The sequence below is a fragment of the Pseudofrankia coriaricola genome, assembly GCF_032027725.1.
Taxonomy (GTDB): Bacteria; Actinomycetota; Actinomycetes; order Frankiales; family Frankiaceae; genus Pseudofrankia.
The window spans coordinates 14,796-28,676 of record NZ_JASNFO010000006.1 but is presented as its reverse complement, the minus strand read 5'-3'; the positions used below and the strand labels follow the sequence as shown (position 1 = coordinate 28,676).

Below are 13,881 nucleotides of genomic sequence, written 5' to 3'. Positions count from 1 at the left end.
AGGCCAGCGGGAACATATCGGGAAGCCGCGTAAGTAGAGCGTTAGCTGGACGCCGACCCGACGCGACGGCGACCACGGTGGTCGCCCACCCACTGGCGCGGCGACAACGCGGAGCCTCGGAGGTCTATTCGGAGTGGACGAGTTGTGGGGCGGGTAGGTCGACGTCGGGCATGCGTGGGTCAGAATCGGGGGGGATGACATCGGCAGTAGTCATCAGCCAGTGCAGCAGCGCCTGGCTCAGGCGGCGTTCCACCTCGGAGTGTTCTGGGCGTCCGGCGAGGTTGTGTCGCTCGTCGGGGTCGGTGACTCGGTGGTAGAGCTCCGGGGGTTCGTACAGCCGCCATACGTAGGTCCATTCCCGGTCACGTACCGCGGTGGCCTTGCCGACCAGGTCGGGCTGGCGGTGTTGCAGTGCCGTCTTCAGGTCGTAAGGAAAGACCGAGTGCTCCAGTTGGGATTCCTCCTCGATGGTGAAGCCCCCCTCCGTGAACGCGTACTCGCGGTGTTCGGAGCCGGGGTCGTGCAGGACGGGCACCAGGCTGCGCCCGAAGTGCCGGTGCGGCGCGGGGATGCCGGCCAGGTCGAGCACGGTGGGCAGGACGTCGACGAGTTCCACCATGCCGTCGTGGACCTGGCCCTCGGGCAGCCCGCCGCCGGCGATGACGAGGGGATCGCGGGTGATGCAGGGATGCATCGCCGAGGGCCATTTCTCGATCAGCCCGAAGTCCCCGAGGTACTCGCCATGGTCGGCGAAGAACATCGTGACCGTGTTGTCGGCCTGCCCGGTCCGCTCGACAGCGGACAGGACCCGCCCGAGATGGTCGTCCATACGCGAGACCATGGCGTAGTAGGTGGCGATCACCTCGCGCCACATCTCCGATGTCACCCGTTCCAGCCCGTGCAGGTCGCGGAGCGCCGGAACGTACCGGGGTTCGGTGTCGCCCGGCGGAATCGGGTCGGGCATCGCGTCGCGGTCATACATCGAGAACCACGGCTCGGGCGCGCGGAAGGGGCAGTGCGGGGCGATGACGGGCACGAACAGCACCCACGGTTTGTCCGGAGGCGCGGCCAGCCTCTGCTCGGCGGTGCGGATCGAGGCTTCGTCCTGGTCGAGGTTGCCCGCCGTCCGGCCGAAGTAGAACAGGCGCGCCCACAGATCCCCGCCGGGCCAGGTCGCCAACTCGGGCCGGTAAGCGCTGACAGGGGGCGGTTCGGTGTACCCGTACTCGTGCACGCTGGTCTCGGTCACCCCCGGGGCGAACGTGTCGCCGCGGCGACCGGCCCAGGTGACGTGATATCCGGCGTCCTTCAGGATGCGCAGCAGGTTCGGCTCGTGCCCCCGCAGCAGGTGGTTCTGGCTGCGATGGCCCGAGGTATGTGGATACCAGCCGGTCAGGAACGAGGCACGGCTAGGAACGCACACCGGATGCTGCACGTAGGCGTTGGTGAACCGGGTACCCCGGGCCGCCAGCGCGTCGAAGTTCGGAGTGCGGACGTGCCGGTTACCGAATGCGCCGAGCGCGTCCGCGCGGAGCTGATCGGGGATGAAAATCACAAAATTCGGACGGGTATCCACCATGAATACGCTCCTCGTGCGTGAACAAGCGTGAGTGGGGTCGAAGCTCGCCGGTAACACGTGTCACCAGTTATAGTGACACGTGTTACCCGCCCGAGGGAAGTCCGTGTCGCCGGGCAGGGCAGGTCCCGGCCGTCCGCACGACCGTAGGAGGACCGCATGAGCGCCGTGTCGCGGCCGACCAGTACCGACGTGGCCCGCCGGGCGGGAGTGTCGCGGGCGACGGTGTCTCATGTCCTCAACGGCACCGACCACCCGATCAGCGAGGCGACCCGGCAACGGGTCCTGGCCGCGGCGCGGGACCTGCACTACGCGCCGAACGCGTCGGCGCGGGCGCTGCGGGCGGGCCGAAGCAATATTGTGCTGCTGCCCATGCCGCGGTCCGGGTCGCTGCCCGGCCAGGACGTGTTTCTGGCCCATCTGGGCCGCGAGTTGGCCGGGATGGGCCTGGACCTGCTGCTGCATGGCGACCACACCGCCTCCGGGGTGGAGGGCGCCCGTATGTGGGCAGAGCTGCGCCCCGCCGCCGTCTTTCTCGACACGTCACGGGGGACCCAGCCGGCTGTCGCGCTGCTACGGCAGGCAGGCGTGCAGGCGGTCCTGCTCAGCGGCGTCCCGGCCGGACCGTACGCCCCGAGCGTGCCGATCGACCCGTCCGCGGTGGCCCGCGTCGCTACCCGGCATCTACTGAGTCAGGGGCATCGTCGGCTGTCCTGTCTGGTGCCCGGGGGCGAATGGGCGGCCCTGGCCGAACGGCGCTTCGAGGCGGTCGTGGAGGCCGCGCAGATTGAGAACGCCCTCGTCGAACGCGTGGACTGCAGCCTCGCGGTCAGCTCCATAGCCCCGGCCGTCGCCCGCTGGCGCAACCCGGCCCACCGGCCCGACGCCGTCTACGCCTACAACGACGAGTTCGCCCTTATGCTCATCTACGCCCTGCGCGAGGCTGGCCTCGACGTCCCGAGGGACATCGCGGTGGTCGGATCCGGCAACCAGCCATTGGGGGCCATCCTTCGCCCCACGTTGACCACCACCCATTTCCTCGTGCCGGACCTCGCCCATGCCGTCGCCTCCTCCCTCCGACGGCTGCTTGACGGCCGCGAGCTCGATCCCGCCCTGGCGGCAGCGGTGCAGCCACGACTGATCGTCCGAGAGTCCGCCTGACATGGCCGGGAGCTCCGTGGGAATGGCGAACGGTAGCCCATGGGGTCGAATGACACCGATGATCCGGGCCTCGTCACGGTAGCCCGCCGGACGCCGGTGAGGGCATGGATGTGTTATCCGCGGTCGCCACGGCAGCTTTTCACGAATGGTCCTCCGTTCGAGGGCGAACTTCCCGCGCGGCCTCGAACTCGGAATGGTGGCCGCGGGCGCGGGCGAGTACGCGTGTGAGCCATCGCTCGCGGGCCGCGAGAGTGTCAACGGTAAGTAGGGCGTTGGGCGCGTAGCCCTCGTAACCGTGGAATCCGCCGGACCAGACATGAAGCTCGGCGTCGCCTCCACACGCCCAGATCGTGGAGGTGAAGGCAACAGCCTCGTCGCGGAACAGGTCGACGGAGCCGACGTCGATGAACGTTGGCGGGAGCCCCGACAGATCGGTCGCCCTGCCGGGCGCCGCATAGGCGGAGACGTCGTCGGTGCCGGCACGGTCCCCCAGCAACATGCGCCATCCGGTCTCGTTGCTGGTCCGGCTCCACGACAGCACGCCGGTCATGTGAGCCGAGGCCGTCTGCATCCGGTCGTCGAGCATCGGGGACAGGAGAAGCATTCCGGCGAGGGTAGGGCCGCCATCGTCGCGTACGCGTAGGGCTGTACCTGCGGCGAGGCCTCCGCCGGCGCTGCCGCCGGCGAGGATGAGCGCGGCCGGATCGATCCCCAGCTCGGCGGCGTGATCCGCGGTCCAGAGAAGCGCGGCGTAACAGTCGTCGACGGGCGTGGGGTCGGGGGCTTCAGGAGGCATCCGGTATTCGACCGACACGACGACGCTGCTGGACGCCACCGCGAGCCGCAAGGCCGACTCCGCCCCGAAACGATGGCCGGCCACCATTCCGCCGCCATGCAGCCAGACGATTCCAGGGCCAGTTCCGGGATGATTCCGCGGCGTGAAAACCGAGACGATGATCTCTGCATCCGGCCCCGGGACTGAACGCTCCTCCTCAGAGACAGGGAATTCTTTGAGCACCGTCTCACGGGTCGGCAGCTTGTATGCGCGGGCCAGCGGGACTATCTCTTCGGTGATCTCAGGGACAACTCCGCCGAACTGCGTGTCGATGAGGAACCGCCAGGTCGCAGCACATTCCTCGTCCATGGGCGGCGCCGGAGAATCAAATTTCCCCATCTTGCCCTCGCATTCCCGACTGTTGATGGCACGCGTCGGGCACTCGACCGCCTAACCGGAGCAGGCTCCGTTTTCGCCTTCCACGGAGCGGCATCACCAACGCGCCGGCCCACTTTCGCCGCGACGCCACTAAAACGATCTTGCGTCTTCGGGTGCAAAACTACCACCACGGCGCTAGCGCGCGCAAGTCAGGAACCCGAGGAAGCTACGGCCGTGGCGTTCGTAGCGGATGGTCAGGCGGCGGTAGCCGCCGAGCCACACGGTCGTCCTCTCGATCTTCTACCTGTGCCGGCCGAGACGGTCGGCGCGCTCCACGCCGCGCCGGGCGATGCGTGGGGTGATGCGTTGTCGGCGTAGGTAGCGGCGTAGGTCCGGGAAGTCGTACGCCCTTGTCGGCCCGCAGCTAACGATGGCCTGATCCGACAGGACAGCCGTGTCGCTGCGGGCTGCCCGCGAGCGAGCGCTCGACCCAGCGTGCACCTGTGTCGATCCTGCCTTGACGCGGGCCGCTCCGTGGCCTCGACCCGTTTCCTACGACATTCCCGTGCCGTTCGTCGGTCGGATCAGCGGCTGGCTCGTGGATTTCTGGCCGCATCGGGGGCGGCGGTCAGGTTTTGGGTTGCTGCCCAGCTGGTGAGGAGGCGCAGGGCGTCGGCGTTGGGCGAGCCGATGTCGGCGTGGAAGGCGATGAGGGTCAGGCCGGGGTCGGCGGGCAGGTCGAGGACCTCGAAGTTCAGGTGAAGGTCACCGATGGCGGGGTGGTGGAGGTGTTTGCGTCCGGTGCGGTGGAGGCGAACGTCGTGGGTTGCCCAGCGGACGCGGAAGGCGTCGCTGCGGGTGCCGAGTTCCCCGACGAGGTCGATGAGGTCTCTGTCGTGCGGGTCGCGGCCGGCTTCGGTGCGCAGGGTGCTGACGCTGTCGTCGGCGGCGCGGTCCCAGTCGAGCCAGAAGTCGCGGGCGTGGGGGTCGAGGAAGGTGAACCGGGCGTGGTTGACGGGCTGGCCGGCCGGGCGGACAGGGCTGGTGTAGACGGGCGCGAACAGCGTCCGGCCCAAGGCGTTGGCGGCCACGGTGTCTAGGCGGGCGTTGTTCACGATCGCGGGGATCTCGGTCATGAGGTCCAGCAGGCGTTGGATGCTGGGCCGGACCTGCTGGGTCGCGGGCCGGCGGCGGGTGCGGGCGGCGGGGCCGGCAGCACGCGCGAGGTCGAGCAGGTGAGCGCGCTCGGCGTCGTCGAGTTGCAGGGCTCGGGCCACGGCGTCGAGCACGCTGTCGGAGGCGCCCGCGAGGTTGCCGCGTTCGAGCTGGGCGTAGTACTCGACGCTGACGCCCGCCAGGTCGGCGACCTCGCTGCGCCGCAGTCCCGGGACCCGCCGGCCGCGGCCGTGGCTGGTCAGCCCGGCCTGCTCGGGGGTGATCTTCGCGCGGCGGGACGTGAGGAACGCCTTGACCTCGCCCTGGTTACCCACCGGTCCAGGCTAGGCACGAACTCGCAGGCGAGGGGTGGGCTGTCAGTACACCTGCCAGCGGTGACTTCTTCGCACGCCCGCGATCGGGTTGCATCAGTGTCGCCACCCGAGGAGCGGGCCGCGACGGACCTCGGGCGGCCACGGGAGACCAGGTCTGACCTGGAAACGGGACCGGGACCGGGAACAGCTGGCCAGGTCCCGAACGACACCGGAAGGACGAACCTGATGAAGAACGCCCACCTCGGGACCCTGGAGGTCTCCCGCATCGGCCTTGGCGCGATGACCATGGCCGGCACTTACACCTCCGAGGGTGCCCTAGATAACGACGAGTCGATCCGCACCATCCACCGCGGGTTCGATCTCGGCGTGACGCACATCGACACCGCGGAGATCTACGGACCGTTCCTCAGCGAGGAGATCGTCGGACAGGCGATCAAGAATCGCCGCGACCAGGTGAAGATCGCCACGAAGTTCGGCCTGTTCTCGCACACGGGCGGTGGCCCTGGTGTCGTCGACAGCAGTGCGGCGAATGTGAAGGCCGCTATCGAGGGATCGTTGCGGCGTCTGGGCACCGACCACATCGACCTCTACTACCAGCATCGAGTGGACCAGAGCACGCCGATCGAGGAGACCGCGCAGGCGGTCGCCGACCTGATCGCACAAGGCAAGGTGCTGCATTTCGGGCTCTCCGAGGCGTCCGCGACGACGATCCGGCGCGCTCACGCTGTGCAGCCGGTGTCGGCGCTGCAGACGGAGTACTCACTGTGGACCCGCGACGTGGAAGCGGAGATCCTGCCGCTGCTGCGCGAGCTCGGGATCGGATTCGTGCCGTACTCGCCGCTCGGCCACGGGCTGCTGACCGGGCAGATCCGCTCCGTCGACGACTTCGCCGACGACGACTGGCGCAAGACCAACCCGCGCTTCACCGGCGAGAACTTCCAGCGCAACCTGGCCATCGTCGACACCGTCACGGCGATCGGCGCGGAGATCGGCGCGACCCCGGCGCAGACCGCCCTGGCCTGGATCCTCACCCGCGGCGACGACATCGCACCCATACCCGGCACCCGCCGCGTCGCCCGCGTCGAGGAGAACACCGCCGCCGACGGCATCGAACTCACCGCAGACCAGATCGAACGGCTGAACACCCTCGACCCTGCCGCCGGGGAGCGCCACGACGAAGCCAACATGACCACGATCGACCGCTGACCCGCCGCACGCGACAAGGAGAACAGCATGGGCAGTCACGGGGGATGACGCGTGCGCCCGGTAGGAAGCGGTTCAGCCCGTCTGGTCGCGTTGGCTGGTGGGGCTGCCGGCCTGCTCCCACCGCGCGACTAGCGTCGCCAACGCAGAGACTGCTTCCTGTCGTTCCGTCTCCGGTCGGCCCCGTCCGCCGAGCGCGAAGGACGACGGTCATCCCGCGCGCTCGGCTACCTAGTCTCCGATTAGGTCCGCAAGCAGAGCAGTGACTGCGTCTGACCAGGCCGACCGAGACCGAGCCGGGTCCGCGTCCTACGGCGCCGCTGGGTCGGCCTGACCATCGAGCGCGAAATGGGTGTCGGTGCGCAGCTGGGTGACCAAGCCGCGGGCGGTGCCGGTGGCGACGGCTGGACATCACGGCCATGGAAACAGCGACTGACCGCATGCGGCGCGTCGAGGACGAGCACGAGATGGCGCGGTGCGATATCGCGTTCCACGACGCCGTCTTCGCCGCCGCCCACCACCGGCGCCTGCGGGAGGCCTGGGAGGCGATCCGGTCCCAGGTCCACCTGTTCCTGCTGACCCGGATCGCCCAGGGCTCCGAGGACTACCTCGCACACATCCCGGACGAACACCGCGAACTCGCCGCCGCCCTGCGCGCCCTGCGACCGAACCGGACAGCGGCTGGGCGCCTCGCGCCGCAGCCGGCTGCCGGTTCTCACCAACCTGGTCGGGTAGCCGCCAAGGCTGTGAGCATCGCCGGCGGGGTCGTCAGGGACGCAACACGATCTTCCCGCGGGTGTGCCGGCGCTCCAGTTCCCGATACGCGTCGCGCACCTCAGCCAGCGGGAAGACCTTCGCGATCGGGATTTCAACGACGCCTTTGTCGATCAGAGCGGCGACTTCCGCGAGCACCTCGGCCGTTCCCGCGGCGGCGTTACCTTCCGTCTTGACGGCGTACCTCTCCGCCGCCGCGAAGTCGATGACTGTGTCGATCCGTTCCGGACGCACCCCGAGGTCGATCGCGAGGTCGACGTAGCCACCGCCGAAGGCGTCGAGGAACGCGTCAACCCGGCCGCCCGAGGCGTCCCGGATTCGGTCCGAGACCCCGTCGCCGTATACGACCGGGATCACGCCGTGGCCGGCGAGCCAGTCATGGTTGGCCGGGCTGGCCAGGCCGATGACGGTAGCGCCGGCGGCAGTGGCCAGTTGTACGGCGATGGAGCCGACCCCGCCCGCCGCGGCCGACACCACGAGCGTGTCGCCGGGCGCGAGGGATACCGCCCGGACGGCCGCGTACGCCGTCGTCCCGGCCACGTAGAGGGAACCGGCCGCCTCCCAGGGGACACCGGACGGGCGAGGCGTGAGGTTCCCCTGCTCGACAAGGACGAACTGGGCGTGGCTGGCACGGTTGTCGGTGAACCCGATCACCTCATCGCCGGCCATGACCCGCGTCACGCCCGGGCCGACTTCCGCCACGATCCCGGCGAGGTCGCTGCCCTGCCCCGAGGGGAACATCGCCGGCCAGCGCTGTGCGAAGGCGCCCGCACGGATGGCCGCCTCGCCTGGGTTGATCGCCGCCGCCTTCACCTCGACCAGGACCTGACCGGACCCGGGACCGGCCGGGGTACCTACACCGCGCCACCCGGCACCGGCGACATCGACCACCTCGAACTGCTGCGAGTCGTGGGCTCCGAGCAGTTCGTACCGGATCGGTAGACCTCCCCTCGCGCAGCCAGAAGGATCAGAAGGCGTTGACGAGGACGACGCAGACGGCAGTGCCGATCCCGACGCTCAGGATCGCGCGCTCCGCGGCCACCATTCGTCACGCTTGCTGGGCGCAGTCGTTCGGGCCCGGAATACCCATCGCCGCGTCCCACCAGGTGGGGTAGACAGGTGCCAGCGCGCTGGCCGCGTGCAGGGCCGCGAGCTCGTCGGCGTCGAGCTCGAGCGTGCCGGCGGCAAGGTTGTCGTCAAGCTGCTCCAGCGTGCTCGCGCCGACGATGACCGAGGTGATGCCCGGTTGCGCCAACACCCAGGCCAGTGCGACCTGCGCCATGGACACGCCACGAGACGCGGCGACCTTGCCGACCGCGTCGAGAGCGCGTGCGCCGAGGCCGGGGGCGACGGGAGGGAACGTATGTGCACTTAGGCGCCCGCCGTCCCCGCCGTCGCGGTAGCGCCCGGTGAGGTACCCGCCCGCCAGCGGGCTCCACACGATGACCCCGACGTTGTCGGCGCGGCACTGCGGGATGAGGTCATGTTCGGCCTCGCGCCCGACGAGCGAGTAGTAGAGCTGGGCGGCGCTGAACGGTGTGCGGCCCAGGGCTCGCTGGTTGGCCACGGCCGCGGCGGTCTCCCAGGCCCGGAAGTTGCTGGTGCCGACAGCGCGGACCAGCCCGCGTGCCACGAGGTCGTCGAGCGCGCGGAGAGTCTCCTCGATGGGCGTCGTGCGGTCAGGGCGATGGAGCTGGTAGAGGTCGATCCAGTCGGTGCCGAGCCGGCGGAGACTGGCCTCGCACGACGCGACCACGGCGTCGTACGCCAACGCCCCTGGTTCGAGGGAACCGAAGCCGACCTTGGTGGCGATCAGCACGTCGTCACGCCGGTGTCGAACACAGGCGCCCAGGATCTCTTCCGACTGGCCGGAGGCGTAGACGTCGGCGGTGTCGACCAGGTTGACACCCGCGTCGAGCGCCCGATCGACCATCGCGCGAGCGTTCCGTTCGTCGACCTTCGTGATCGGCGGCATCCCCGAGCCGAAGGTCATCGCACCGAGCGACAGCTTCGAGACGTCGAGCCCACCCGTGCCAAGGCGTCGGCGTTCCATCGTCTTGTCCTCCCAGGTTCGCGTGGTGGAAACGCGGCATCAGTTGCTTGAGTAGTCCGGAACTCGGCCGTGGTGATGTTCCCGGGATGGCCGGCGGCGGGGACAGAGGCGGGGTGTGGTTCAGCGGCGGCGGTTGGCTGCGTCGAGGGCGGGGTTGACGGCGTGGGAGTCGCCGGCCTTGACCGTGCGACCGGGGGCGACGATGTCGTCAATCCGGTCGAGGACCTCGGCGGACAGCACGCGGTCTCCGCAGGGTAGCTGTGCCTCGAGCTGCTCGATGGTGCGCGGACCGATCAGCGCGCTGGTTACGCCGGGGTGGCTGGTCGCGAAGGCGATCGACATCTCGACGAGTGACATCCCGTGTTCGCCGGCGAGGGTGTGGAGCATTTCCGCGGCCTCGCGCTTGAGCGTGTCGTCGCGGTCGGTGGGGATCGGGCGGCCGGCTCTGAGCTTGTCGCGGTGCGACTGCTCCGCCTCGACGCCGGGCCGGTACTTGCCTGACAGGAATCCGCTCGCCAGCGGGCTCCAGGTCAACACGCCCATGCTGTATTTCTGCGCCGTGGGCAGCACGTCGGCCTCGATGCCGCGTACGAGGATCGAGTACGGCGGCTGCTCGGTGACGAAACGCGCCAGCGCGCGCCGCTCGGACACCCACTGCGCCTCGACCATCTCCGCGGCGGAGAACGTCGACGAGCCGATGTAGAGAATCTTTCCCGCGCGCTGCAGGTCGGTCAGCGCCGACAGCGACTCCTCGATGTCGGTGGCCGGATCCGGACGGTGCATCTGATAGAGATCGATGTGGTCGGTACCCAGACGGCGCAGGCTGTCCTCGACGGCCCTGACGATCCAACGGCGCGACCCGCCCTGCTTGTTCGGTCCGCCGTGCTTGTTCGTCTCGCCCAGCTTGGTGATATCTCCCAGCGGTAGGCGGAACTTGGTGGCCAGTACCACGTCGTCGCGGTCGACGCCCTTGAGCGCCTTGCCGACAAGCTCCTCGGAGACACCGGCGGAGTAGGCGTCGGCGGTGTCGATGATGTTGATGCCCGCGTCCAGGGCGCGGCGGACCATGCCGGTGGTCTCGGCCTCGGCGGTGTTCCCGAACGCTCCGAAGTTCATGGTCCCGAGCCCGAGCGCGCTGACCTGAACGCCGGTGCGACCGAGGGTCCTGAACTGCATGGGGAGCCTGCCTTCGACCAGAGGGACACACCTCGGATGACTGACGCTGAGACCCTACATGACACTCAGTGTCAGTTTGAATGGGGATCCGCTAACCTGGCCGTATGAAGGCGAACCCGGCGACCCCCCGGCCGTCGCTGCGCGAACGGCAGCGCGCCACCGTCCGCGCCGAGATCACCGCCGCGGCCATGGAGTTGTTCCTGGCCAACGGATTCGACGAGACCACCGCAGACCAGATCGCCGAGAAGGCCGGCGTCTCCCGCAGCAGCTTCTTCCGCCACTTCCCCACCAAGGAGGACGTCGTCCTCGGAAGCTTCGCGACCGCCGGCGAACGCGTCCGCGACGCACTCCAGGCTCGCCCGCCCCAGGAGTCCGCCTGGGAAGCCCTGGGTCACGCGGCCGCCCTCCTCCTGAGCAGCTTCGTCGACCACCCCGAACGCAGCCTGCGCGCTAGTGCCATGCTCACCCACACCCCGTCGCTGCGCGCACGACGCATCGAGAAGCAGCTCCTCTGGCAGGAACTACTCATTCCCGACGTGCGCGCACGCCTCGACCACGGCCACGACACCACCCCTGACGCCCGCGCCCGCGCTCTCGTCACCGCCGTCCTCGGCTGCGCCGACGCCGCCATCCACGAATGGGCCCGCTCCGACGGCAACGCCGACATCCACAGCCTGTACGCCAACGCCCTCGCCACGGTTCACACCGCCACGCGGTGACAACCGCCTGCCTCCAACGACGGGACTGTTCCATAGACGGATTCGTGGCCGCGACGACTTCTTATGCGAGCGCTGTTCGCTTTTCGGTCGATGGTCGCCTGCCGCTGGGCGTCGCGGCCGGCGGGACATCTCCGAGCGGATCGAGGAGATCCTCGCCAGCGAGGTGACGCCGTAGCTCTCGCCATCGACGCCGGGCCGATTTTCGCCTACGTCGGTGCTCGCTGGGGTGCGAGGGGGCGGTCGGGCGGGCGGTTACAGGCGGGTTGGCCGTGGCGCCGTCTGCTCCGGTCGGCGGATGCGGATCGGCACTGTCGCGGCTTCGGTGCCGTCCCGTGCGGCGGCCGCCTGGTCGGACGGTCCGCCGACCAGCGGCTGCGTCCAGGCGAGGTCCGGCACGCCCCGGCGCCGGCGGGGGCCGAGCAGGTGGAGGAGTGCGGGCAGCAGCGTCGCGCGCAGTACAAACGCGTCGATGGCGACGCCGGCGGCGAGGCCGCATCCAGTCACTTTCATCAGGCGCGCCGGCTGTGCGGCGACCGCGGCGAAGAGGAACAGCATCACCAGGTTCATCGTGAGCATGACGTGGCCGACGTCCGCATGGCCGAGCCGGACGGGCCCGGAGGCGTTGCGGCGACGAGCCTGTCGGCCCAGTCCGGGGGCGGCGGCAGGCTCCATGAGCCGGGCGAGCAGGCCGAGGTTCAGCCCCGGGAGCAGACCGAACACGGCGACCAGGACGATCACCAGCAGCGACGGTTCGACCGGCCCGGTCGCCAGTCCCAGCACCCGGGTGACCAGGCCGGTCTGGAACAGCAGCGCAAGGACACCGGCCGCGGCGAGCACCGCGAGGGCGCTGGTGAGTGCCAGGGCGGTCGCGATCGTCACCGACCGCAGCATCAGGAGCCCACAGCCCAACATCGCCAGCAGGACCACCGCGAGGAACCCGGTCGTCGCACCGTGGAAGTTCGCCGCCATGTCGGCGAACAGGGCGGTGGAACCACCGACATAGGCCCGCGAACCGGTGCCGGCCAGCACGGGTGGGAGGACCTGGTCACGTAGCCGGTGCAGCAGGGCGGTGGCGTCCGGCGAGCGTGGGCCGGCCGTCGGGAAGACCCGGATCACGGCGACTCCCGCCTGCGCGTTGTTCAGGTTCACCGCCGCCCGCGCGACCCCGGGAGCCTTGGCGAGCGCAGCCACCACGGCGTCCGGGGACACCGCCGCCGGCGCGTGGCCGAGGTCGACGGCGACGAGCATCGGCCCGTTCAACCCGGGAAAGAAATCGGTGCTCAACAGGTCGTAGGCCCGCCGGGTGGTCGACGACGTCGACTCGGCGCCGTCGTCGGCACCACCAAGCTTGAGGGTCAACGCCGGCGCGGCGAGCGCCAACAGCAGGAAGCCCGCCGCACAGGCGGCGACCAGCGGACGGCGATGCACCCAGCCAGCCCACCTCGCCCGCAGCCCCGGCGGCTGGTTCAGGCCACGGCCGCTGGTCGTCAGGTGCTGGCGTTCCGTCCAGCCGAGCAGCCGCGGCCCGCAGATCGCCAGCAGCGCCGGAAGCAAGGTCAGGATCACCAGACCAGTCGCCGCCCCGGCAGCGGCCGAGCCCAGCGCGACCCCGTTGAAGAAGGGCAGGCCCAGCGCCACGACGCCATCCATCGCCAGGGTGACGCAGAAACCGCCGCACGCGATGGCGAACCCGGTCTGCGCGGCGGCCCGCGTCACCGCCTCGAGCGCGCCGCCCCCCTCCCGCAGGCCGGACTGGGCCCGGTGCACGACGACGACCGCACCGCCCAGGCTGGTCCCGGCCGCGACCACGGCCGCGAGCAGCGGCGCGTACACCGTCATCGTCGTCGCGTGGGAGAGCAGCACGGCGATCGCCAGCGCGGTCACGGTCGCCACCGCGGTGGTCACGGCACAGACGGCGACCGCGCCGCGAGAACGGAGGGTGGCCCCGAGCAGCAGCAGGGCGGCCGCGAGGGCGATGAGGATCGGCCACCAGGAGATGGCGGTGGCGTTGACCGCGGCCGCATCCGGGCCGGCGATCTCGACCTGCAGGTTGGGCCCGTCATAGGACCGCACCGCGGCGACGAGGCGCTGGGCGGTGGCCCGGTCAGGGTGCAGCGCCGAGCCCTTCACGATCACCGAGACGACCGCGGTGTGCCGGTTCGCGCTCACCGGGTCGACGCCGAGGACGACCGCGCCGCCCGGCGAGAACGGGTCGACGACGCCGGCGACCTTCGGCACCTTGCCGAGCTGCGCCAGCATCGCGGCAATCTGCGCCCGCACCAGCGGGTCGTCGACCGTTCCATGGCGGGCGTGCAGCACCACCGTCTCGGTGTCCGGAAGATCCGTCCCGCCCAAAGCCCGGCCGGCGAGGTCGAGGGCACGCGCGGAGTCACTGCCCGGGACGGCGACATCGGTGTCGAAGCGGGCGCCCTGTGCGCGTGCGAGGAGAACGAGCGTCACCAGGCAGACGGCCCACAGGCCGACGACGACCCAGCGGTGACGGGCGCACAGCGCGGCGAGAAGCGTTCGCCCGGCGGAGGTGTAGCTGCGATTTCGCCTCATTCGCGACAAACTAA

10 protein-coding genes and 1 pseudogene are annotated in these 13,881 nt (G+C 70.0%); 4 read left to right on the top strand and 7 right to left on the bottom strand.

Annotated features, from left to right (window positions below; genetic code table 11):
- Window positions 1-124: 124 nt before the first annotated feature.
- Window positions 125-1,579, bottom strand: a complete 1,455-nt coding sequence (locus QOZ89_RS05995; protein ID WP_312623198.1) for a sulfatase family protein — start codon at window positions 1,577-1,579, stop codon at window positions 125-127.
- Between the two features lie 156 nt (window positions 1,580-1,735).
- Between QOZ89_RS05995 and QOZ89_RS05990 the strand changes: the two genes are divergently transcribed.
- A complete protein-coding gene (locus QOZ89_RS05990) occupies window positions 1,736-2,737 on the top strand; it encodes a LacI family DNA-binding transcriptional regulator (protein WP_071052386.1) in 1,002 nt (333 codons plus the stop codon).
- Window positions 2,738-2,876: 139 nt separating this feature from the next.
- On the opposite strand, the gene QOZ89_RS05985 is transcribed toward QOZ89_RS05990, so the two are convergent.
- Together QOZ89_RS05985 and QOZ89_RS05975 are read right to left on the bottom strand one after the other, a co-directional pair.
- A complete protein-coding gene (locus QOZ89_RS05985; protein ID WP_071052387.1) occupies window positions 2,877-3,911 on the bottom strand; it encodes an alpha/beta hydrolase in 1,035 nt (344 codons plus the stop codon).
- Between the two features lie 563 nt (window positions 3,912-4,474).
- Window positions 4,475-5,380 carry a helix-turn-helix domain-containing protein gene (locus tag QOZ89_RS05975; protein WP_312623196.1) on the bottom strand — a complete coding sequence of 302 codons (906 nt, stop codon included), beginning with the start codon at window positions 5,378-5,380 and terminating at the stop codon, window positions 4,475-4,477.
- A gap of 225 nt (window positions 5,381-5,605) precedes the next feature.
- Here QOZ89_RS05975 and QOZ89_RS05970 point away from each other — a divergent pair, with 225 nt between their 5' ends.
- Together QOZ89_RS05970 and QOZ89_RS05965 are read left to right on the top strand one after the other, a co-directional pair.
- Window positions 5,606-6,586, top strand: a complete 981-nt coding sequence (locus tag QOZ89_RS05970; RefSeq protein ID WP_312623195.1) for an aldo/keto reductase — start codon at window positions 5,606-5,608, stop codon at window positions 6,584-6,586.
- Window positions 6,587-7,002: 416 nt separating this feature from the next.
- Window positions 7,003-7,197, top strand: a pseudogene (locus QOZ89_RS05965) (FCD domain-containing protein); the annotation flags it as partial.
- A 154-nt stretch (window positions 7,198-7,351) separates the two neighbouring features.
- Here the strand turns inward: QOZ89_RS05965 and QOZ89_RS05960 are convergent.
- From QOZ89_RS05960 to QOZ89_RS05950, 3 genes are all read right to left on the bottom strand, one after another.
- Complete coding sequence (locus QOZ89_RS05960; protein ID WP_312623194.1) at window positions 7,352-8,248, bottom strand: NADP-dependent oxidoreductase; 897 nt, start codon at window positions 8,246-8,248, stop codon at window positions 7,352-7,354.
- Window positions 8,249-8,405: 157 nt separating this feature from the next.
- Complete coding sequence (locus tag QOZ89_RS05955) at window positions 8,406-9,410, bottom strand: aldo/keto reductase (protein WP_071052391.1); 1,005 nt, start codon at window positions 9,408-9,410, stop codon at window positions 8,406-8,408.
- 120 nt (window positions 9,411-9,530) lie between these two features.
- Window positions 9,531-10,586: an aldo/keto reductase gene (locus tag QOZ89_RS05950; protein WP_071052392.1), complete on the bottom strand. Its 1,056-nt coding sequence runs from the start codon at window positions 10,584-10,586 to the stop codon at window positions 9,531-9,533.
- A 104-nt stretch (window positions 10,587-10,690) separates the two neighbouring features.
- Here QOZ89_RS05950 and QOZ89_RS05945 point away from each other — a divergent pair, with 104 nt between their 5' ends.
- A complete protein-coding gene (locus QOZ89_RS05945) occupies window positions 10,691-11,305 on the top strand; it encodes a TetR family transcriptional regulator (RefSeq protein ID WP_312623193.1) in 615 nt (204 codons plus the stop codon).
- A 252-nt stretch (window positions 11,306-11,557) separates the two neighbouring features.
- On the opposite strand, the gene QOZ89_RS05940 is transcribed toward QOZ89_RS05945, so the two are convergent.
- Window positions 11,558-13,867 (bottom strand): MMPL family transporter, encoded by a 2,310-nt coding sequence (locus tag QOZ89_RS05940; protein WP_312623192.1) that lies wholly within the window; start codon window positions 13,865-13,867, stop codon window positions 11,558-11,560.
- Between the last annotated feature and the right edge of the window lie 14 nt (window positions 13,868-13,881).